Below are 24,035 nucleotides of genomic sequence, written 5' to 3'. Positions count from 1 at the left end.
TCTTTTTCTAACAAACCCTAACCTTACCAGTTACAACCCCATTTATTAAACTACTCTTATACTCCTTTAACTTATCTATTTCTTGCTGTTTTAAGCTAATAGCAGTTTCTGTTTTTTTATTATCATCACTATATTTTGCAAGAATTTCTTTTTGTTCATTAACAGGTGGTACAATTACATTTAATTGTGAATATTTATCTGCTCCAATATTTTCAATAGTTGCCTTAATAAAAATACTATCCTTCCATTTATTGAATAACTCTGAATTAGTAAACAAATAAAGAAAGTCACTTAAAATAATTTCTTCATTCGCTTCTGCTTTAATCAAATACCCTGCAAAATGTATTGTCCTGATATAGGTTGACCTTTTTTAGGTTAATTTATACCGTTCAAACTATTTTTTTAGCCGTTTAGAAGGCTAAAAATAATTTAAACTAGGTTTGTTCTTAAATTGTTAGTTCAGTCAAATTTACATTATTTTTTCGATAGGATTTGTATTTGATGTTTGGATTTAAATGTACTTCAGCTGGTTTTCTTAATTCTAGGCTAAAATGTGTTCTTAAATTGTTGTAAATATATACAGCTTGTTTAGCTGATTTTTGAGCAATAAGAGTGTTTTTAAGGCAGTTTCTAAGGCCATATTCATATTTCAAAGTTCTATTGATTCTCTCTGCAATAGCGTTTTCATATGGGTCATATTGCTCTGTCATGCTCATTGTTATTCCATTATTTTCAGCAAACTGGGTATATTCTGGGCAACAGTATTGCATACCTCTGTCAGAATGATGAATTAATTTTTTGTCAGGGTATTTTCTGTTTTTAATAGCCATTTTTAAAGCATCTTTACAGAGTGATACCCTCATATGGTCATCTAATTTATATCCCATAATTTTCTTAGAGTACGCGTCGGTTACAATTGCTAAATAGTTGTGTCCTTTTTCTGTTTTAATGTATGTAATATCACTTACCCAAAGTTGTTCGGGTCTAGTAGGTATTTTGCTTTGAATGAGGTTTTTATATTTTTTAAATAGATGATTAGAGTTTGTGGTAGTTATGTAGTTTTTGAGTTTAGGTACGAGTAAATTATGCAGTCTTAATACATCAAAAAACTTATCTCTACCGATTTTAATTTTGTGTTCTATCAACTGATTTTTAAGTTCTTTATAGAGTTTTTTACCCCCAGTCCTTGAGCTTACTTTTTTACGATATTCTTTGACCATCGAAATTATTTTAGTGTCGTTTATCGCTTTGCATTGTTTTACTTTTTCTCTTTTGTAGAAGGCTTGTTTACTAATCCCAAAACATTGATAGAACCATTTTCTTTTAAAATGTTTTTCTTCTTTAGTTCTATCTCTTTTGCTAATGTTTTGGGTAGCGACTTTTTTGACAAATCGATGCCAGTAATGATTTCCATATCTGCAATAATATCTTGCTGAAAGTCTTTTACAAACTCCAGTTCTTCAATACGTTCCTTTAGTTTTTTAATTTCATCTAATTTACTCATACCTGTGTTTTGTTGGACTAAAGTACTATATTTTTTGATCCAATAGCCAATTGTTGTTCTTGGAACGGCATATTTTTTGGAAGCAAAGTTAGTAGAAATCTGACCATTTTGAATTTGGTCAACGACGAATAATTTGAGTTCTAAAGTTACTTTTTCGTAGCTTTTTTTTCGCCAGTGTTCTTTTTGTGTTTTCATAAGTGACTATAATTAAATGTTTAATTTTTAGTCAACCTATTTCAGGACGCTTCAAAACAATAATTATCCTCAACGGACATAGATTTTTTAAACTGATACGTTTTTCCTACAGTAGCTCCACTTCTTGCAAATAAAATATCTCCATCTTTAAGTAAATAATCTCCTCCATTTTTCCAAGAAAGTGAAAGTTTGTTCTTCTCACTTAATTTACCATCATTCCCAAAATCAGTTATTCTTACATAACGTGGTAAATCAATATCGTAATCAATTCCACTTTCATTTGCTCCGTATTTTAATTTTTCATTTAAAAGATATTTCAATTTCTTCACCTCCCAACCCACAGGAATCTCTCCAATCCATTCTACACCAGAGTCTTTCATTTCGACTTCGCTCAATGACCGAATCCCTTTAGTAACCGCATTATGGATTAGTATTTGTTTGCGTTCTTTAAGCAGTTGTATTTGTTGGTCTTTTATAGCAATAGCTTCGTCTATTTTGGTGGTTTTATCGTCTAAAAATTGTGCTATTTTGGTTTGTTCTTGAAGTGGTGGAATCCAAACATTAGTTTCTTTTAAAACTGATTGAGTAATACTATACACTTTAACCCCTTTAACTTTTTTTCTAATTTGATTTCTAAATGAGGTAGAATCAAATACAAAAGCTAAAAAAAGCGACTCTATTTTAATTTTTGGTCTTGCAATTACAGTATGGTATCCTGCAAAGGTTTTATCGCTTGACCTTAAATGTGTGAAATTCCCAGAACCTTCAATATCTTCAGATGTATCTGCAAAAACAAAGTCACCTTTGTTTAAAAGTGAATTTGAATCTGAAATTAGATATTCTTCACCAACACATTTTAACTTATGTTTAGTTGTGTCTAATTCAAACCCAAATTTTGAATGAATCTCTCCATAATTCACACAAAAAATACCTTCATTAATTAAGTTCTGTTTCGTAATTGTTAAACCTTTACTTTGGTCAAGAACAAACTTAAATTTTTTAGTTTCCCAATGCTCAGGAATTTCACCCAACCATTCTACACCAGAGTCTTTATAAGCTTCGTAGCGTTTTATATTCTTTTCTACAGCTATTTCTTTCATCATCTTATTTCTTTTTTAGCTGTTTTTGGGTTTGTTCTAAATGTTTAATAAAATCGTTTTCTGCTTTAGACAACTCGTTTTTGGTTTGCTCTTTATAGTCTAAATACGTTTCGTTTGCTCTTTCAAGCGCTTGTTTGTGGCTAACGGTTCCCGCGTGTGTTAAAATATCGTTTCCTGTTAAACTTAAAAAATCGTCTGCACGTTGCAACCAATCTTTCATGGTCATGGGTTTGCGGTTTAGTGCTTGCAGTTCTGCTATTTCTAAATAGGCAGTTACCATTCGGTTGAGTACGTTTAACTCGTCCTCATTTAAATAGTTTTTAGCAATACCTACTTCTTGTTTGGTCGGTTTTCCGCCTTTAAAGGTGGTTAAACCTAAAAAAGGTTTTGCTGCATCTATTCGGCTATACACCACTTCGGCAGCGGTTTGCCCATGTGCTGCCCAATGCATTTTATTTTGTATGGTTTTAAAAAATAGTTGAGACGTATCGGCATTAGGGTCATAATCTACACTGGTAGCATAGATGTCTAATACTTTACGCCAGAATACTTTTTCGGAAGAGCGTATATCACGAATACGTGCTAAAAGTTCTTCAAAATAATTACCACTACCTGCTTCTTTAAGCAAGTCGTCGTTCATAGTAAAACCTTTTACAATGTACTCTCGCAAACGTGCGGTTGCCCATTGTCTAAACTTGGTTCCTTGTATGCTTTTAACTCGATACCCTACAGAAATAATAACATCTAAGTTGTAAAATGTACTCTCTGTTTCTTGTGTTTTTCCAACAATGGCACCATGTTGCGTGGTATGTCGGATTTTCCGACTCACCACTGTTTTATCTAATTCACCCTCTTTAAAAATATTCCCAATATGTTCCGTAATCGTAGAACGCCCTTTTCCAAATAACGTTGCCATTTGTGCTTGAGTAATCCAAACAGTTTCGTTTTCTAATCGCGTTTGTATTTTTGTTTGTCCGTCTTCGGTTTGGTATATAATAATTTCTGAATCCATTGTTATACCAAGTTTAAAATTTCGGCAATTAAACCATCACTTTTGGTTTCTAAATCTAAAATATCTTTAGTAACGTCTTCTATATTTCGTAAAGGTGTGTGCTTGTAAAAGTATTTGTTAAAACTAATTTCATACCCAATTTTGGTAGCATCAAGGTTTATCCAAGATTCTGATACATGTGGTTGTACTTCACGTAAAAAGTAACTGTGAATGTTGTCTTTTAGAGGAACGTTTTCGGTGTCTCGTAAGTCACTTTCGGTTTCGTAGACAATGTATTCGCCTTTTTTATTAGTTGCGGAATAGCCAAAGTCCGCTAAATCAGCTTCTTTGCAATCTAAATGTGCTAAAAGTTTGGTTAATTTATCACCAGATAGTTTTTCTACTTTTTTAATTACTTTATCTGCTGTGGCATCGTACCAACTTACGGCGTTTAAAATGGCTTTTTTATCGGAAGCAGAAACGTTTAGCTTTTGTTCCTTAATTGCGGCACTTACTAATTTTTCAAAATCATTAAAATTACTGTGTTCTTTACTGCCAATGGCTTTTAAAAGTTTAGTACCTGCTTGTACCAGATTCAAATGTTTTTGCCACGTTTTTATATTGGTTAATTTGTTTTTGTTGGCAGCAGATAAATTGAGTTCATTTTTTTCGCACCAAACTAATAAAGGAACTTGGTATTCTTTTGTATTTGTATAGATGCTATCTCCGTATGTTTTATACGCATATTCCATGGGCTCTTTTAAAGCCTTGTCAAAACGAAGTTTTTCTATACGTTCTTTTGAAAATTGTGCTTTTAAACGTTTTGGTCTTTCTATAGTTGCTTTGTAATACCCAAAATCTGTATTATCGAATACTTGTGCTGCTATACTTGCTTGTGCTGAGCCTGTCGAAGTATCGCTTTCACGTTCGGTAACACTTAAATTTGTATAGGTTTTTACAATTTCGGTAATATGTTTTGGTGAGAATTCACAATTCTTGTTTCCTAAGTTTTTACGCAATTTTCTATACAACTGTCCTGCATCAATTAATTGTACTTTTCCTTTTCGGTTAGCGGTTTTATTGTTGCTTAAAATCCAGATATAAGTTGTAATTCCTGTATTGTAAAACAAGTTGTTTGGCAGTTGCACAATGGCTTCTAACCAATCATTCTCTATAATATGTCTTCGGATGTTGCTTTCGCCTCCGCCTGCATCTCCTGTAAATAAGCTACTTCCGTTATGTACCGAAGCAATGCGTGTTCCTGATGTACTTTGGTCTAAAGATTTCATTTTAGAAACCATTTCCATAAGGAATAATAATTGTCCGTCTGAAGACCTTGGAATGGCATCTACATCTTCTAAAACTCCAAAATAGTTGGTGTTTTGAATTTTAAAACGAGGATCAATAACATCTTTACCATCTTTGATATATTTCTGCTCACTTGCCCATGATTTTCCATACGGCGGATTCGAGAGCATAAAATCGAAGCTTCTTCCTGCAAATTGATCTGTAGATAGGGTAGAACCTACTTTAATGTTTTCGGGATCATTCCCTTTAATCATCATATCAGACTTACAAATGGCGTAGGTTTCGTCGTTTATTTCTTTTCCGAAAAGATATACATCACCTGTTGCTTTTATTTCTCCTGCTTCATCTTTGATAAAGTTTTGAGATTCGGTTAACATTCCGCCAGAACCACAAGCAGGATCGTAAATGGTCATTACAGGTGGTAAATTATCTTTAATGGGATCGAAGATAATGTGTGTCATTAAATCGATTACTTCACGAGGCGTAAAATGTTCTCCTGCTTCTTCGTTATTTTCTTCGTTAAATTTACGAATCAGTTCTTCAAACACATAACCCATTCCTAAGTTAGAAAGCGCAGGTAGTTTTCTACCATCTGGGTCTAATTTCTCAAAAGGAGTTAGGTTGATGTGTGACGATGTAAATTTTTCTAATACGTCTAACAACACATCTTTACTCGCCATGTGCGCTACTTGACTGCGTAATTTAAACTTGCCAATAATTTCTTTTACATTCGGACTGAATCCATTTAGATAATCTTCAAAATTACCTTGTAAAATTTGTGAGCTATTGGTGGCTGTATCTTTTATTTTTTGAAGTGTCCATTTGCTGGTATTGTAAAAAACGTAACCAGAAGCTTCTGTTAATCCTTTTTCATCGAATTCAGTGAATTTTAATTCCTCTTTTTGAAAAACAACTTCTTCTAAAACTTCGTCTTTTGTAGGTTCTAAAAGGGCATCTAATCTTCGTAAAACAATCATTGGTAAAATAACGTCTCTATATTTTCCTCGTACGTAAACATCTCTAAGACAATCGTCTGCTATAGACCAAATAAAGGATACTAATTTATTGTGTGATGATTTATTCATATATATGGATTTTTCCTTATCATGCTATATACATCATTAGGAATACAATTTTTTTGAGAGCATCTAAAGTAGTAAAATCGGTTCATATATAATTACGGAAAACCATAATTGTATAAAACTATATTTATAGAAATATATAAGAGTTTGAACAACAAACTTATATTCTAAGAAGATATTATTTTAAGTTGAATATTCCATATTCCATATTCCGATATGGAATATAAAATATCAGAGATTAAGAATTTCTAGGATCATTAGCAAACTCATTTTTGTAGACTGAATTACATTGATACTAAAAGACCTAAAACGTTGTGTATTATTATAAAAATATTTAATAGGTTAGGAGTGGAGTTAAAGGTTTTAAAGATATTTCTATCTTAATATAAAACTATATTTTTATAAAACTTTAGATTATTTATTAGTGTTCAGTGAGAATGAACACCAAGTTATTATGGACAAAAAAAAATCGAGTAGTTTTTCCGTTTTCAAAATCAGTTGATTATTAACTTAAAAAACAGTATAAAAATAAAGATATTCTGAATGGTTTATATATTATATTCAGGTGGATTTTATAATTTTAAAATTAACTTTTAATAAGTATTTAAGTAGTTTTTAATCAATGATTTACTTCCCAATACAATATGTAATATTCCTATATCCTATTGGGTTTGTAGCAGTTTTGGTGTACTATAGCTGTACACTTTATTTATCTTTTAGCTGTTGTTTAGTGGATAAAAGTACAAATATTTTTGAAGTGTTTATTCATAATATGTTTTTTCTGTTAAATTAAATAAAGGTTTTTATAAGTAATAAAATTAATTAGAGGTTAAAGGATCAATAGAGTTTGCAATGTCGGTAGCCCATTTTACCCAAGCTTTTTTCTGCTCATCAAATGTATTATTTGATTTATCTTTTTCAATGGCTGCATTAATATAATTTCTTAAAATAGTAGCTTTCTTCCATTTTTCACTATGAATAATTAAATTTTGAATTCGTACTTCTTCTTTTTTTATAAGCAACAGTCTTTCTTCTTCTTTTAAACGTTCAATTTCATTAATCCGTTCTTGTTCTGCCTGTTTCTTCCTTAGATCGTGCCAATATTTACAATCCTGCTCTATCCAGGCAATTATGTTAGGAATATACTCTTCAAGTTTTTTATTTTCTTTATCAATCCAGCTTTTATGATTGAAGGATGGTCCAGCTCTAAATTCTAAGTTACTTGTTTTTATAAAGCTTTGATTACTCCAACCTTTTTCGTCTGTGGTACGAATACGATTATATTTTTGACGTAAATAAAATTCTGTTTTTTGACCAAACATTTCAACACAGCAATTACCATATTCAAAAACTATAGAATGGTTTTGTTTGTATATATATGAAACAATTACATTCATTATCCTTAGTGCTCTATTCCGAAGTTTTAGGTCTGTATGAATAGGAAGAATCTCGTTAAACACTTTTCTTTCAATCTCATAATTAGATTTAGTTAATTTATCTAAATCTTCTAATCCTTTTTTTGCTTTTAAAATAAGAGGATGGGGGTTTTTTAATGTTAATGGAACATTAAAACTATACGTAAGGTTATTTTTTAGTTCAAAAACCCTTTTATTAAAAGGGGAAGTTAAAAACGGAATATCTTTTTCACCTTCGTTTCGTTTTACTAGTTTAATCTTTTCTTGAACTACTTTTTCATTCTCTGGTAAATCAATTATAATAATAGCTTTATTATACTTTATTTTTTGCCAATGACCATTAAGAGGTAGAGGGATATTAAAATGTTTACATATTTTCCTTACATCACTAGTAGAAATACGATAGTTTTTAGAAATTGCAGATATGGATTTTGACCAAACTAAATTGTAAAATAATTTTCTCGTAAATTCAATTGTTTTCATAAGTCATATATAATTATACTTTTATATAAAAATATAACTATTTTATGAAGATGAATTTATTTTTGATATTTGAATAGGGGAGTGCTTAGATTGTTTTCATATAGTTTAAATACTCATTTAGCAATATCATTGGTTAAATCATCATTCTCATTTTACTTTTACTTATTTATAACAAACTTAATAATAGTTGAATAAAAATTATTTAATTTTGAGATGAGAGTCATTAGTTTTAAAATGAAACTTGATCGATACCTAGATATTTTTCTTCAATAGAATCAGCAAACTTAATTACTTTTTTTATAATTGTTAGTTGCTTATGAGGTTCCTCATTCAAACTCATTAAACTTTGAACTAACAGAAAACTATTACCTTCAATAAAATTTAAATTGTACTCATCTAAATAATTCCTAATTTCTTCTCGCTCTCTTCTTGACCTTAAATCATTACTACGACAAATAATAGACTCCACAGAATACAATAAAGAACCAAAAAATTCTCCTTTCACTAACAATATCTTTAAAGGAGCTCTTCTTCCATTAAGTTTAATATTAGATTTTATCGTAAAACTTCTTTCATTAACTGTTGTTGGCGAATTGAATTCAGTAAAACTACTTTTAATAAACTGAAACATCTCATTTAATGATTTAAGCAAGTCCGCTTTTTTGTGCCCTATACTATTTTTTATAATCAATTCTGATTTATCTTCAGAACTTACACCTTTAAAGTTTTCGAAGTCATAGGTAGAAGATAATAGTGTTTTTATTTGTTTAGGTATTTCTTTTACAATTTCATCTGTTGCAACTTTAGTATCTTTCTCGCTTACTATAGATATATCGTAAAATGTCTCAATAAAATCATTCATTTTATTGAATACCTTCGCTACTTGATTTACTTCTAATGTGTCAGCTAAATACGGATAAAACACCTGTAATGAATTATTAAAACTATTTTCACCATCTCTTTTAAGATCAAAATAGCAACTTGAATTTATCCTATCAATTCGACCAGTACGTTGTTCCATATCTGAAGGATTCCATGCAATTCCGTAATGATAAACATCTTTACAGTATAAATGCAAATCCTCTCCTTCTTTTAATATATCAGTGGTTATTAATACATAAGGATAACCAGGCATTCTAAATTGTGTAGCTACTCTACTAACATCTCGTTTATGAGATCCACTAACCCCTACTATTGGTTGTTGTCCATAAAGTGCTCGTTTAATCTTGTCTTTATCAGAAAAATTAGTAGTCATTATTTTATCAAAATCATTAATAATTTGCTTTAATTCAGAAAGTACTTCAGGAAAAGAATTTTTAAGAATTTGTACTAATTCTTTTTCAAAATTATCCTTAACCAAACATTCTGCAATGTATGCAGGTAATAACCCAGAACCATTTCTAAAAACACCTTGCAGGATATCAATTAAAGCATTAAAATCATTTAAAAATTCATCTTTTTTTGATGTTGACTTCCATTTACTTGAAACCCAAATATCAAATTCATTTTTTAATATCCCTTCAAATAGATAGTTAAAAAATGTTTTCTTTTTATAATATGAGTCTATAGCTACATTGTTTTTATCCTTTAAAATCAATGCATCTAAGAGATTATCATTTACTACATCAATACGTTTAGCTTCTGTTCTATCTTTATCCTTGAATTTTATGATTTTTAATTTAGAAGAATCAAAAGCAATATCATTTATTGAATCTTTTAAATAATAATTGTTAAATCTATACCAGTCTTTTGTTGCTACCCTTTTTCTGAAATTAAACCCCTCTATGTAGCGTTTAGAACTAAAATATGACGAAAAGAAATACCCAAAAACATCTTCATTTAAATCTAAAAATTCTTCATTTTCATCAAATTCATCATTCTCTTTTTTTTCAACTAGATGTGAATCAATTAGTTCTTTTGCGATTTCTTTTAAACTTAACTTAATATTCTTTAAGCCAATATGTTGCTTTACATTATCCCTAAACTGAATTACTTTTTTATTTTCATCATCCGAATTATAAATAGCGATTAAATATTCATTAACCAACTGTAAAGGATCATTTAGATCATCAACAATTAATTCATGATAGTCTTTTTTATAACTTTCATAAACTCTATAACTAAGATCTTTAAGGACATTTTCTATATCGAATATTTGATGACGTTCTTTAAAAGAAGTGTCTAATTGTTTTAATCTATTATGTCTTTTTAGATATTTTTTTATTTTAGAATAATGCCAGTTTTCAACCTCAAATGTTAGTTTTCGCTCTAATTCAATTACAGATGCAATACGCCTTACAAAAACCAGTGACTTATGTCCATGCTTTAACCCATCTATTAAAACACGAATAAGATTATCTTGTTTTGGGTGTGGTAAATGTTTATCAAATGTATCAAAATAGGATTCTGCTACTTGTTTTATGACATTATGATCTGCAGCTTTATTTGCATTCTGATTTGAATCTTCAAATTCTTTTTCTTCATGTTCTTGAGTTTTAAAAGTTTCAAAACCTGCAAGCATGCCTATTTCAAAACTTCTATTATTGGACTCGTTAAAATGTTTTAATGTTTTTAACTGAAGTAATCCAATAATAATAGACTCTAAATCATCTTCTATATATTGAGGGTTTGCGTCTTCTTTTTTAACTACATTTCCCCGTCTATGTTCATGCCTATACATATTTCGACTAACATCACCATCTTTATCTAATTTAATTTTCATTAGACCTCTAATCATAAAAGTGTTTAAAGCTGCTTTTACTTCTTCATTAACATTTTTGGCTTTTTTAAATTTATGTTTTGGTAAAAAGCAATCCAATTGCTGCTTTAATTCATACAAGCCATTATCGATAGGAGTTGCTGATAAAAAGATTACTTTTTTAACCTTCTGAGTAATTCTAGATTTTAATTCTGGAAAATGATTAAAAATAAAGTCATTATCCTCTGGAATAATAACGCCCATTAATCTCGACACAACTTGATTTCTAATAGAAACTCCGCTATCAATTCCATGTTTAAAATTATGAGCTTCATCAACAATTAATAGATCTACTTCAGGAAATGAAATATTTAATAAAAACGCGAAAAGTCGCTTCAAATATATTTCAGAAGGACCTTTATAAAGTGTTCTCCCTTCATTAAAATAAGGTTTTATATCTTCGGGAAGTTCATTTTCTAACTTTGTTTTCCAATCGTAATTATCTGATGTAGCAATGCTAAATGATGAATTTCTGTATACCTCGTAAGACGTATAATCAGTATTAAACCCCTCTAACTTATTATGTATATTACTATCGTTACAATTCCCTACAGATGTTCCTAATACAGACTTAACAATATTACATTCCAATAAATAATTATGATTAATAAAATTATTGATTTCTTTTGTCCATTTATATTGCAGATTTCTCTTAGGAACCAAAATCACATCTTTATAAACAGCTCGTCTTTCAGAAGTCGAAAAATGCCTTAAAAGCGATGCGATACCCAAAGCAACATAGGTTTTACCTAATCCAACTTCATCTGCTATATATAACATATCAGAATCTTCTTGAATTAGACAATTAAAGCCCTTTAAAATAACCTGAAATTGTCTTTCTGCTATTTCATTATCAATAGAATCATAAGGGTTTAAATTGATTATTTTTCTTGCTTCAGCTTCACTTAATATCATTCTTCAACATTTTTAAAGTCCATTTTAAGTGTTTTTCCGTTAAATTACCTTTAACTATTTCATTTGCTACTTTTTTAATATTTGTCTTTAGTGTTTTTCGAATATCCTTTATTTTAATATAATCCAAGTCATCTTCAAAATCACTATCACTTAAATCTTTATAAAAAAACATATAAATAACATTCAAGAGCAACCAATAAAATCCAGCATTTAGTTTGCCATCGGTAAACATTTTAGCTATCAAATTTCTATAGCCAATAATTGTATCTACATTATTAGTAAAAAGGTAATAATCTCTTAATGTTCTATTAGTCTTCTTTTCAGATATAGTTCTACCTTGTGCAAACATGCGCTTTTGTAGTTTTATTAAACCACTTAAATGGGTAGCCATAATATTAAGCGTGCTACTTGTAACCTTTAACTCATCATCTTTAATATCTCCTGCCTCATCTGTAATACGGTCAATAAAACTATCTATAATTCTAAGTGTTGTTGCATTGTCTTTTGTAGTATCCAGTTCCAGCCATAACTGGAGTAATTCAGCATCATTAAGATTAAGGTGTTCTGGCAATGGTTTTGCCTCAATGTTTTTATGAGTTAGGTAATAATAAAAATAATATTGATGTTTTGAAGGTTTTACTTTTAAAATAGGATTGTTAGATAACGAACGTATATAATCATCATTTAACTTTACTTTTCTTGATCTATTTATTTGTAAAGAATTTAAATTATCAAATTCAATTTCACCTTTTTGGTTAGGCTCATCATAATTAATAATCTCTAAAGTTTTTAAACTCCAATCTAAAACAAAACTGAGCATAAAAGCATCTTCTCTTTTGTCTGGAACCTTCTCTTCTTCACTATGCCCTGAGAATGTTAAATTATCTAAAGAGCACGATTGTAATAAACTTTTAAAATCATCCTTAGGATTGGAGTAAAGTATTGCAGATTCGTAATTACCTCCTGCTTTAACACCTTTCCAAGCCATATTGGTAAAATTTACAGAACCAACAATAGTAAAAACATGTTTATTTCCAACAAATTGATATATTTTTGAGTGATTAAAACGATAGCCTTTAGTGTCATTAATTGCTATTATAGATTTCCATTGAAAACCTTGAGACTCCACTTCTTCAAATAAGGATTGATCTAAAGCTACTAAATTTGTATTTTCAAAAGGAATAGACAGACTAATATCCTCACATCCAGTAACTCCTTTTAAGTCGTTAAATAACACCATTCCCTTTGAAAAATAAGGAGATACAACTTCTACTTTTTCAAAGGGTTCATTATTATTTAATCGTTCTTTAATATTTTTAATATAATCTTTAAAGCTATGGAAACTGTAATCTGAAATGGTATCAAAATATTCTGTAGAAACTTCCTTTGTATAACCTTGTGCTTTAAAGAAACGCTCTAATAAGATATCTGCTTTACTTAAAGTATCTTCATTTCTAAAATCATCATGATAAAAATGACCTCTAACATGACGATTAAATTTTTTTAACTGGTCTTTAAAAGTACGTGGATAATACACCTTACTTTTCAATTTAAAAAAATTGACACCTTCTAGGTTACTACACCAACCAGCTTCTGTTAAATTATTAGAACCAGTAATTACTATTAGTTCATTATCTTCTAATAGAATAAAACTATGTTTTGGATGGTAACACGGTTTAAAACCATTTTTATGTTTAGGAACATCAATTGGTCGTACTAAATAGTTTAAATGAATTCCTCTCTGTGTTTTTGCATGAAAATCACAATACACAGTAATAGGCGGTAAATCGTGCTGAAATTTTTTCCAAAGTATTGTATTTTGAATTTTGTTATCTCCAAACGGAATATCTGGTAAAAATAATGGCAGTAAATAGTTTTCAAAAAACTCAGAATCAAAATTGAATGTATGAAAAACAGCAGCCTTAACTCTTCTTCCGTTTAATTCTTCCTTTAAATGTTCTGCTAATACGTATTTAGTCATTGCTTAACATAATTTGCTTATACAAAGAAATGTATGTTGGTAAAAAATAATTATTTTCAAAAGATGTATTGTAATCAAACTCTCTAATAATTCTTGCTCCGTCAGCATAACAAATAATTACAGTGTTTCCTTCTTGTTTAATCCAAGCTGAATTTTTTCTACTATCACTTATGGCTTTGTTTCTATTTATTACAGCTAAAGCCATATTATAACAATTCTCTTTAAAGCATTTGTTTAAATCATCGAGAACAGTATGGTTAAAAATATAATCTAAACTATCTGGAAACCACTTAAAAATAGGAGCATTCTCAATACTATTAACTGTCCAAGTTGGCTCTGATTGTAAAGTTCTAAATAGGTAGGAGTAAGGCGCTAAAACTTGCTCTGCATTTCTAATCTTTAATAAGTTAGTTTTTAATCCTTCAGAATTTGTTTTTGTATTTATAGCATCAATAAAGCTGTAAAGATTAAAGCTCTCCATTTTTACAAACTCAGAATCAGATTCAAATAAATTGAATATATCATTCTGAACATGACCTTCTTCTGTTTCTAAAATTAGCTTTTTATAAAATGTTCTTTCCTCTTTTGTAATTGTTTTTACGCAATCTGAAAAAATTTGTAATTCTTGCTTTGTAAATTCGGATACGTTTTCAGAATACAGGCGGTTTATATACTGCTCTAAAAGGCTATAGTTAACCTTACCTTTTAATGAAGTTTCCATCACTTCTTTAAAATCGATATGTTCTTTTATTCTCATTTCGGTATATGGTCTGTTATATTTACCATAAATACCATAACTTTTTTGATTACTTAAAAGTGTATGTTCGCTTTTATTACTAAAGTGAAATATATTTTTGTTTAAATTTTTTCTAACAAAATCAATACCATTAAAACGATCATCTTTTAAGTATTCTCCTCTAGCAAAACCAAAAGCTTGTTCAAACTTAGTAAAGAATTTTAAAAAATATTTTGGATCCCTATCTCCATAAAAGTACCACGCATACGATAAAATTTGGAAATCTTTTAAATTAATAGAAACTGTAGATAAATACTTTACAACTGTTCTACCCAAAGATTGCCATATAGGTTGAAAACCTAATGGATCTCTTGAACCTTTAATTCTGAAATTGGGGTCTTGTTCTGTTAAGAAAAACATATACTTTTTATTATTATTTTAGTTTTAAACCTTATAATATCTCAATCAATCCTTCATTCCAAAGTGCCAAAACAACATCCATTTGTGAGTTATGATCTTTTTTTAAAATTAATAATTCTATTTTGACTTTTATCCAAAGTTCTTTTGGCGTATAAGTAGTTTCTGTGTTGTTTCTTAATATTTCAATAGCTTTTACAGCATATGCTTTATTGTCAATAGACCTAGTGTATTTTCCTTCAGGTATTCCTTTTATTAGACCTTTTTCACACAAGCCTAAAAAAGCGCTTTTCGGGCAACTTTTTTTCTGAGAACTTACGGAATTGATAAAAGTTTTTTTCACTTCTTTTAACCAATTCTCTTCTGGTGTTCCTTTTGCTTTAGCCGCTTTTATAGCGACTTCTCCATAATCGTTATAATTACACATCATTTATTTTCTTTTTAATTCATCCAAAGTTTTACCAGTTTTATCTTTCCATGATGTCCAACCATTAGCAGCTCTAGCTAAAACAGTTGTAGCTGCAGCACTTAAAGAATTAAATAGATAATCAGATTGAAAAACATATTGACCATTTTCTTCAATTAAAATTGAGTCATTTATAAGTTGTGTACGTAACCTTGAAATCCAAGAATCAATTGATTTTGTTTCTTGTATAGTACAACGACCTCCTTTATAAATTAAGAAACCTTCGTTTGTCAATATACCTTGAGCCGATGCATCTTTGCCTTTACAATAATACACCTCCTTTTTAGATCCTTGTCTTTTATCTTCAAAAATTGGATACCCTAAAGTGGCTAATAATATTTTGGCTGTATCAAAATTATCTAATAAATCATACTCTCTACTTTCTGAAATCGATGGCTTTTTAGAACCTGTATCATTATCTATAACATAACGACCAATCTCTTTGGCTTTACTTAGACAATAATGCTCTAAATATTTACCATCTGTTTTCGTGTACTCATCTGTTTTAGTAGATATAATAACGCAATGTGTCCAGAAGTCTTTTTTACGGTTGTGAGATTGTATGCGTGTAAAACAATCTTCTCCTTCTCCAATATATACTTTGGGTTTTACTCCATCTTCTGTATTGCCGAACAAAAAATATACTCCTGTAAAATAAACCATTTCACGCTTAACAACTTCTTGCATTTTATTTCTAGGAAACAAAATAGCTTTTACTAATCTATTGGTTATTTCTGCTTCACGGATACTGGTTGGCGAACCGTCTGGCAAAAATATTTGTATGGTTTGTGGTCTCATTTTTTATTTTTTTTTAATTAACCCTAACTCTTTTGCAATATCTTTTTCAAATTTTGCTAAAGGTTTTTTATTAAAATCATCTGGATTATAATGATTACGAATAGCTAATTCATAAAGCTCTTGTTCTCCATAACTCCATCGCTTACCAGCATTATCAACAAAAACGTTTCTATAAATATCTTTTATTTTTTTCTTGTTAGTTTTTCTTTGCAAATTAATAAACCCATCTACTATGTCTTGATAATCATTATATATATAATCTAACTTGAATATCTCAATATTCTTTTTTATTCTATTATCATTTCTTAATAAATTTGAAGTATCTATTTTTAACTTAAGCCCTCTTTTATCTCCAAAAAATGCTAGTGGATTTTTAGGTTCATATGTGAATTTTGCGTTTTCTTTTTCAAAACTACTTAAGTAAGGATGAAAATGGGTAGTTAATTCAAATGGTATTTTTCCTTTCAGATTAGAATTACAAATATGACAACTAGGTATTAAGTTATAGAAAGAAAGAGTTAATAGAGGATACTTAGATTGAGGAAAGAAATGGTCTAATTCTGGGCGAATTATTTTTTCACCACAATTCGTTACAGTTAACGTGTAATTTCTATTACAGTATAGACAAGAACGAACACCTAAGGCGTCTGTTAATTTGTACGCACCCCAATTTAGAGAATACATCGAACTATTTTTTATAGAAAACTCAGAATAATCAAAAAGAAAACTTATTAATCTTTTTGTCTGTTGTGTTATTATTGTGTTTTGCTTTTTACTAAAGGCTAACTTATAATTATCACTTTCTTTTATTAAAAAAGAAGGTTTACCAATTAATAAATCACCTATTCTAGTGGTGTTGAAATAATTTAATTGTTTTGTTAATTCATTTATGGTATTTACGTTATTTGGAAATAAACGGAATTTTGAAATGAAAAAATTATCAGTTTTAGTTATAGTTTTAATATTTCGATATTCTCCTTTTACTTTTTTAGTTTTTTTTGTTGATTTCTTTAAAAACCAATTGATTGACTGTACTTTAACAATATCAGAACCATTAATTTTTGCTAAATCTAAATCAAATTGCTTCTTATGAGATTTAGATCTTAAATTAGAATAGTGTAAACATAGTTTTAATACCTCTTTTTTTAAACTAAAAATTTCAGAGATGTATTTAGCATGTTGAATGCTTGCTGATAATAATATTTTATCTGAGATACTAACCATTATTCTTCAAGTTTTTTCAACTGTTCTTCAATTTGTTTTTGTTTTAGTTTTAATTGAATAATTTTTCGCTGATTTTCATCTATTGAACTAATGTATAAATCATATAGTAACTGATTTAATTTTTGATTAATTATTTCGTCTCCTATAATATTAGTAAGTTCTAAAAAATAATCATGCTTCGTTTCATCATATTTCTTGCTAGCTATATAATCTAAAACTTCCTTTATTTTAAACATTGCATGCTCTCCAATAAAGCCATTCTCCATAAAAAATTCATTGTCTAAAAGATCATAAATATTTGCTCCAAATGTTTGTTCCATAGGATTTGACTCCTTAGGTTCTCCTTTGATTAATCTTAAAATATTTTGATTTGGTATGTCAGATAGTATAAATGGAGAATGAGTTGAAAAAACAATATTTAAAGCTTTAATCCCTACCTTATTGTTAAAACCTTGTCTCTTAATCGACTTTAATAATTCTGATATAAATTTACGCTGGTAATCGGGGTGAAAATACAATTCAATTTCATCAAAAATCACGTTAATATACTCGTAAGAAAGCCTCTCATCATTACTTTTATGAACTGATTGTATATTATATAAATGATATAGTACCGTTTGTATAGAATGAATCATTTGTTGCTCTCCAGAACTTAAACCATTAAAAGAAGGTTTTGAATTTGATACTGAAATTTCGGTTTTATCAGAAAGAATAATGTCAAAAGAAAAAATTGAGGGTGGAATTAGTGTTATCAAATCATCTTCTTTTTCACATTTCATCCAAATCAGTAACTCATCTAATGAAAAATCAATATTATCTTTTTCTATTTTTAAAGGTAACCACGGATTTTCTCCATTATATACGTCAGAAGATAACCTTAAAAAATTTATTGCTTGTTTTAATTTAAACGTTATATGGCTACCATCCGTCTTTAGCCTTGTTAAGAACTCAGTATTATCACCACCATCTATATATCCTTCTTTGTATTCATCATAAGTCTTGGAAATTTTTTCTACTTTACGGATAATATAATTGGAAATCTGTAACTGAAAAGGTAAATTTCCTTCCGCTAATATTAATTCAGCAATCCAATTCTCCTTAAAAAATATCTCTTGGAGATCAAGAATTAACTTGAGACCATTCGATTCTCCCGCAATACCAGGGTAATTGGTTGATTTAATTTTATTGGATAAGTTTTTCTTTTCATTAATTTTAAACCTAATACACTTCACATATTGATTATCACTTATAAAGATTTCTTCATCTGTTTTCTTATTTTTTTTCTCTAGAAGTAAATTGTGTAATAATCTATATGATGCAAATTCAATTTCATCATTAATATCAAAGTTGCCTTCTATTCTCATTGGACCTATTACTAAAGGTGTTTTATATCCATCGTTCTTATGAAACAATGGTTTTATCCACTTACCTAAGATATTTGAATTTAGTCCATATATAGAGTAGTTTATAGCAATAGAGTAAAAAAGCTGAGAAAGCTCTTTTTTATCGTCAAGTTTTAATAGATTTTTAATGCCAAAATAAAATTTATTTTCCTCCTCTTCACTTCCTACATGCAGTTTGATTTTCGCTCCTCTAAATTGTAACGAATAAAACTCATTGTTTTTCTCAAAAAGAATATCAAAATTTAGGTTTATACTTTCACAAGTTATATCCTTACCGTTTTTAATCGGTTTGCAATTTTCATCAAATTCTTCTATTTCACTAGGCTCCCAATCTTCTAATAAATCGTAATTACATCCTAAATTGTAACTAGCTAAATAAAGTAACTCTAATAAGGTACTTTTTCCACTACCGTTCTTGCCTACGATTGCTGAAATATTTATTTTTAAATCATTCTCCTCAGAAGAATACAGGTCTATTTTATTTACAGATTCACGAGTCAAGACTCCTCCATCTTTTGATAATTTATAGTTTGAATAAAAAGGATAATAAGTATTATCTTTTAAAACCTTTAAATAATCCATAACATCTGGCTTTTTTGAAAAACCAACCCTATCTTTTGTTTTTATCCCTAACAACTTAAATCCACTCATATCTCAATAATTTAATTCTTTACTTAAAAATTGAAGAAAAAACTTTGCTTTAACAGTTCAATATCTTCTTAGTTTTATTCTCCTTCTTTAATTATTCAGACTTAAAACCACCTTCTTGATACCAATTAGAATTAAATAACGCCTCATAAGTAGCCGTTTGCCATGAATTTACATTAGCATTCCTCATGCTTAACCAACTGCCTTCAAGAAAATTTCTAACAGATAGGACTCCACCTGATTCAAACAAATTATTTATTCTGAAATTATTGATTGTCAATTCTTCTGCACTGTGCGATGCATATAGTTTTTCTAACTCAAATAATCTAAAATGATTTTCAACCCTTGCATACTTAATGTCATCCCAATTATCTGGTTTAACAGTATAAAATTTTATTGAAGCAGGTTTAGTTTCTATAACTGCTGCTTTTAACCATAACTCATCATCCACATCATCAAAATACGGATGGATAGGTTCTCTTTCAGGAGAGTTGACTACTAAGTCTAATTTTATTTTATTACAAGAACTGCAAGCAGGAAATATGTTAATAGGTACTATAGAGTATATTGGGTATTTACTTTTTGGTAAATGGTGCTCTAAAGTTTCTGTTGTTCTTTGAGCGCATAAAGGACAAATATTATTAGGTGCAGATGCTCTCCATTTATCATAAATATAACGACCAGGAGATGTAGCTCCAACCATCCTATCGGAATATACTTTTATCATTTCTTCTTTAGTAACATTCCCATTAATTGAATTATGAGGTACTATAGTATGAAGCTCAATTATTGAAGCTTTAGTTGTATAATCAACTTCAGCTGTTACAATGGATGGTTTGCAATTTTCAAGTCTATCTTTTAAAATAGTATTTGATACCTTACTAATACATTTATCAAATACATCTATGGCATTCTCAACTGGTAAATTAAGTTTTCTCATAGCTTAGTAGTCTGTTGTATTTAATAAAGCACGAATAATAGATTGTGCTTCCAAACCTAATTCTCCATTGAATTTTTCATATACTTCCCTGTAACTATAGCTCTCATTTACAACATCAGATACTAACTTATGAAAACCTGAATCTGTTACTTCAAACCCAAAAACTTCTCTTGTTAATGCTCCTAGATTTTCTCCATAAGATTCAAGAGATAATCTTTCTGCTTTTGAATAACTCCCTGATCTACTAAATTTCCAAACAGAACTTTTAGGCACTTCTTGTAAAATTACTGGAGAATGAGTAGCTATTATAGCCACGGCATTTCTATGCCTAAGTATATTTGAGAGAGCTTTCATAAAAGCAGATAATAAAGGCGGATGTAAATGTGTTTCAGGTTCATCTAATAACACTAAACTTCTCTCTTCTACCGTGTCAACAAGCCTTACCATTGTTAATAGCACTATTTTATGACCAGAACTTAAATTTTTAAATAAATCTCCAATGTCTTTATTAATATCGACCTCTATTTTTGAGAAATTATAATTCTCAATTACTTCTATGAAATTAAATTGATTAAAAACAGGGTCGGAGGATAAAGTTAAAAGCGCAGATTTTAACCGCCTCCATTTTGCTCCTTTTAAAATAGATTCTAGACTTTTAATAAATTCATTTTTTAAAATTGTTGTGCTTTTAGGAGCTGAATTTTTATCAGACTTTACTCTTTTTAATCCTATGTAAGAATAATTTATACTTTTTGACTCATCATTTCTTTCTTCAGGAGGGTCTCTATCATCGAAAGCACTAAAAGAAACAGAAACTAAATTTGCGAATATCTCGTCTGAATTAGTCTCAGAAGAAAAATAGCCATATTTAGAATTGGATTTAGAATTGTTTATTAAAGAGTCAATCATATTATTAAGATGATAGGTTTTACCCACTCCATTGCTACCAATTAATACATGTATGTTGGTAGTTGGAATATTATTGGGTACTACATTAAAGCTTATTGGCGGTCTGGAGGCAATTTTAGATTTAGTATTAGGAAAATTATATTGAAACCTATATTCCGAAAGTACAGCATCTCCATTTGCTAAACTTCTAAAATCATGAGTAACCTCTTTAACAGAAACTTCTCTTAAAAGTGAAATTTTAGTAACATGTTCATTAATAACTTCTTCAAGTTTATCTTCATTTGAGGCAATATCATTTAAGGCTGTAAGTATAAAATCTCTAACAGTTTCCTCTAAATTATTTAGATTTTCATAATAAACTTTATCAACACCTAATGAGAAGAAATCATTATCTAATTTTTTAAAAGCTTTAGGAATAATAGTATGTCCTTCCCTTATTTTTTTATTAGCAATTTTGAGTGAACCGATATTATCAAACTCTTTATTTTCATTATAATAGAATAGAGTAAATACTGTCTTATATCCCCAATCATCCCAATCATGTTTAGTTAGGTAAAATTCATTAACATTATAAGAATCTTGACTTTTATATACATTGACTTTCATTTTATCTTTAAGTATTTAAAATAATATTTAATTAACTACTTTTCCCCTTCAAAAACCTCCCTCAAAACACTCTGCATCATCATTTCACTATGTTCTTGGCTCTGTTGTACTTCTTGTACTAAAACATCACATTAAAACATTTACTTTTTTAATGATAGCCTTCTTTTCTAATAATCACCTTTAATCTCTATTTATATATTGCCGTATGTTTCGATAAAAGACTTTGTTTGATGAACTATAGTAGCTACCATGTTTTCAAAATAGTACTCATCATTATTATTTAATTTTTCTAAAATAGATGTACTACTTAAATTTAAAGCATTGTTTTCTGGTGTTTTAATATCACTTACAATAGGCCAAAAATTGCTTAACCTAAAATCACCATCTCTTATTGATTCATATTCTTTTTGTCTATCAAATATGCCAATAAAAAGTCGTCCTTTATTATTCCCTTTAGCAGAAAATGACTCTATACCAATCTGTATTCCCTTTTTATGAAGTATTTCAGAGCTAATCCATATTTTAGAATAATTATGGTTTATATCATTACCAAGACGTGCTTTTACATTTAATTGTAAGTTATTTATTTCTTCGCAAACAGCCTTTCTTAATTTTTCTCTTATACTATCTACTGCTTTTTGATAATGAGAATGAATATATTTTGCCTCTTCTAAGTTATTTTGAATAAGTGCTGTAAAATTATTTTCTAAATCTTTTTCCATAGAATTTGTAAGGTCTCTTATTAAAATTTGATATTGTTTAACGGCGTTTTTTACAATAGAATCTGGTTTTACAATTGATAAACATGCATCTAACCAATTTAAAATATGATTTTTATAGGTTATTACTTCAAAATCTTTATCTGTTAAAGTATGTAGACTTTTTTTAGTGGGTTTCCCTTTTTCTCCAAAAAGATTTAAGTAGTACAAAGCACAATCATTACCTTTAAACAAACTATATCTATACATTTGTTTTGGTTGATCTTCTGCATTTATTTTATTTTCAATTGCAATGGCTTTGCCAGAAGGAAAGGTAATTAATATATCTATAAAACCTCCACTGGTAAAATCGTCTGATATTTTTCCTAAATGATGTTCTGCTTTTACTTTAACGTTTTTTAAATCACTATCAATAAAAGAAGTGTAACCAATTTCTTGAAGAAAAAGTCTTAAAAATTTTTCATCATAATAATGATTTCCTTTAGGATCTAATAACGAAACCAACATTGCAGAATGGGTTTTGGTTTCATTCGTTTCCATACCTAATATGGAAAACACGTTAAAATCTTCTCCTTTTTCTCTTACAGATATGTAATGCATCTCTACAATATCTCCAGATTCTTTAAGTAACGTATTTAGTTTTTCTATCTCCATAAAATTAATCTTTAACTGTTTTCTTACCATCAAAAACCTCCATTAAAACACTTTGCTTTAATTGATCACTTTGTACTCAGACTTTATTATACTTTTCCTCTAAACCATTATGCTTCAGACATAAATTATAAAAGCCTTTAATCTGTTTAAGATAATTATAATCTGCTCGTTTGTTTTTTCCTCTTGTATATAGTTTACCTTGAACGATAATTCGTCCATCAGTAAAAGAGACTTCTTCACGTACTTGAGTTCTCATATTCCAACCTGCTTTTTGAATGGCAGGGTTAATAAATTTAGTACAAATATCTCTTTCGCTTAAATCTTTTTTATTCATACTTGATAGCAATTTCTTTTCAAGCCCTAAAGTAAGCAAACCAACCGATATAGAATTGTGGATTTCCGTAAAACTATAAAACTAGAATTGTAGAAATCTAGTTTTATGATTCCTTTTTTATTGTTGGATTTCTCACAATATTAATTAGTAGGTAGATAGCCGTAATTACATCTACGATATTCCATAAAGTTCTACCAAGTGCAATTTTAAAAAATGGCTGAAAGAGTAGGGCAAGGGAAGCATAAATAATTAGTTCACTTTTATTTTTTTTTTCTTTAGATTGATATGCCAAAATTCCAAAGGCAATAAGTGCTACAAACCTTACAAATTCATAGAATCCATAAGGCATATCTAATAAACATAACAATAAAAGTATTGCTAATGGAATTTTGATGATTTTATTCATTATTAGTTTTTATATTTCTAAGCTTTGAATTAAACTATATCCT

19 protein-coding genes are annotated in these 24,035 nt (G+C 29.0%); all 19 read right to left on the bottom strand.

Translation table 11 applies throughout. The features are described 5' to 3' along the window. Positions 1-7 precede the first annotated feature (7 nt). Complete coding sequence (locus KV700_RS03585; protein ID WP_218599209.1) at positions 8-328, bottom strand: hypothetical protein; 321 nt, start codon at positions 326-328, stop codon at positions 8-10. Positions 329-446: 118 nt separating this feature from the next. Then, the gene (locus tag KV700_RS03580; RefSeq protein ID WP_254712998.1) at positions 447-1,295 is read right to left on the bottom strand and encodes an IS3 family transposase; all 849 of its coding nucleotides are present in this window, start codon (positions 1,293-1,295) and stop codon (positions 447-449) included. Further along, positions 1,259-1,699, bottom strand: coding sequence for a helix-turn-helix domain-containing protein (locus KV700_RS03575; protein ID WP_218597751.1), 441 nt, complete (start codon positions 1,697-1,699; stop codon positions 1,259-1,261). The genes KV700_RS03580 and KV700_RS03575 overlap by 37 nt, the downstream gene beginning before the upstream one ends. A gap of 41 nt (positions 1,700-1,740) precedes the next feature. After that, positions 1,741-2,802, bottom strand: a complete 1,062-nt coding sequence (locus KV700_RS03570) for a restriction endonuclease subunit S (protein ID WP_218599208.1) — start codon at positions 2,800-2,802, stop codon at positions 1,741-1,743. 1 nt (position 2,803) lies between these two features. Continuing rightward, on the bottom strand, positions 2,804-3,811 hold the full coding sequence (locus KV700_RS03565) for a virulence RhuM family protein (protein WP_218599207.1): 1,008 nt from the start codon (positions 3,809-3,811) through the stop codon (positions 2,804-2,806). Between the two features lie 2 nt (positions 3,812-3,813). Next, on the bottom strand, positions 3,814-6,183 hold the full coding sequence (locus KV700_RS03560; RefSeq protein WP_218599206.1) for a class I SAM-dependent DNA methyltransferase: 2,370 nt from the start codon (positions 6,181-6,183) through the stop codon (positions 3,814-3,816). An 815-nt stretch (positions 6,184-6,998) separates the two neighbouring features. Continuing rightward, positions 6,999-8,078, bottom strand: a complete 1,080-nt coding sequence (locus KV700_RS03555; protein WP_218599205.1) for a hypothetical protein — start codon at positions 8,076-8,078, stop codon at positions 6,999-7,001. Positions 8,079-8,307: 229 nt separating this feature from the next. After that, complete coding sequence (locus tag KV700_RS03550; RefSeq protein ID WP_218599204.1) at positions 8,308-11,751, bottom strand: helicase-related protein; 3,444 nt, start codon at positions 11,749-11,751, stop codon at positions 8,308-8,310. After that, on the bottom strand, positions 11,738-13,732 hold the full coding sequence (locus KV700_RS03545; RefSeq protein ID WP_218599203.1) for a hypothetical protein: 1,995 nt from the start codon (positions 13,730-13,732) through the stop codon (positions 11,738-11,740). Before KV700_RS03545 ends, KV700_RS03550 begins: the two co-directional genes overlap by 14 nt. Further along, on the bottom strand, positions 13,725-14,888 hold the full coding sequence (locus KV700_RS03540; protein ID WP_218599202.1) for a hypothetical protein: 1,164 nt from the start codon (positions 14,886-14,888) through the stop codon (positions 13,725-13,727). The genes KV700_RS03545 and KV700_RS03540 overlap by 8 nt, the downstream gene beginning before the upstream one ends. 31 nt (positions 14,889-14,919) lie before the next feature. Further along, a complete protein-coding gene (locus KV700_RS03535; protein ID WP_218599201.1) occupies positions 14,920-15,315 on the bottom strand; it encodes a hypothetical protein in 396 nt (131 codons plus the stop codon). Beyond that, positions 15,316-16,149, bottom strand: a complete 834-nt coding sequence (locus tag KV700_RS03530) for a GIY-YIG nuclease family protein (RefSeq protein WP_218599200.1) — start codon at positions 16,147-16,149, stop codon at positions 15,316-15,318. 3 nt (positions 16,150-16,152) lie between these two features. After that, positions 16,153-17,373 carry a hypothetical protein gene (locus KV700_RS03525; protein ID WP_218599199.1) on the bottom strand — a complete coding sequence of 407 codons (1,221 nt, stop codon included), beginning with the start codon at positions 17,371-17,373 and terminating at the stop codon, positions 16,153-16,155. Next, the gene (locus tag KV700_RS03520) at positions 17,373-19,427 is read right to left on the bottom strand and encodes an AAA family ATPase (RefSeq protein ID WP_218599198.1); all 2,055 of its coding nucleotides are present in this window, start codon (positions 19,425-19,427) and stop codon (positions 17,373-17,375) included. Before KV700_RS03520 ends, KV700_RS03525 begins: the two co-directional genes overlap by 1 nt. 91 nt (positions 19,428-19,518) lie before the next feature. After that, on the bottom strand, positions 19,519-20,364 hold the full coding sequence (locus KV700_RS03515; RefSeq protein ID WP_218599197.1) for a hypothetical protein: 846 nt from the start codon (positions 20,362-20,364) through the stop codon (positions 19,519-19,521). Positions 20,365-20,367: 3 nt separating this feature from the next. After that, complete coding sequence (locus tag KV700_RS03510; RefSeq protein ID WP_218599196.1) at positions 20,368-21,879, bottom strand: AAA family ATPase; 1,512 nt, start codon at positions 21,877-21,879, stop codon at positions 20,368-20,370. Between the two features lie 191 nt (positions 21,880-22,070). Then, positions 22,071-23,252 (bottom strand): PD-(D/E)XK nuclease family protein, encoded by a 1,182-nt coding sequence (locus KV700_RS03505; RefSeq protein ID WP_218599195.1) that lies wholly within the window; start codon positions 23,250-23,252, stop codon positions 22,071-22,073. A 76-nt stretch (positions 23,253-23,328) separates the two neighbouring features. After that, positions 23,329-23,586: a hypothetical protein gene (locus tag KV700_RS03500; protein WP_218599884.1), complete on the bottom strand. Its 258-nt coding sequence runs from the start codon at positions 23,584-23,586 to the stop codon at positions 23,329-23,331. Positions 23,587-23,689: 103 nt separating this feature from the next. Further along, positions 23,690-23,992 (bottom strand): DUF6804 family protein, encoded by a 303-nt coding sequence (locus KV700_RS03495; protein WP_218599194.1) that lies wholly within the window; start codon positions 23,990-23,992, stop codon positions 23,690-23,692. Positions 23,993-24,035 lie beyond the last annotated feature (43 nt).

Origin of the sequence: Polaribacter sp. NJDZ03 (genome assembly GCF_019263805.1) — a bacterium.
GTDB lineage: Bacteria > Bacteroidota > Bacteroidia > Flavobacteriales > Flavobacteriaceae > Polaribacter.
Note: the sequence above shows the minus strand (reverse complement) of the source record. Positions and strands in the feature narration are given on the sequence as shown.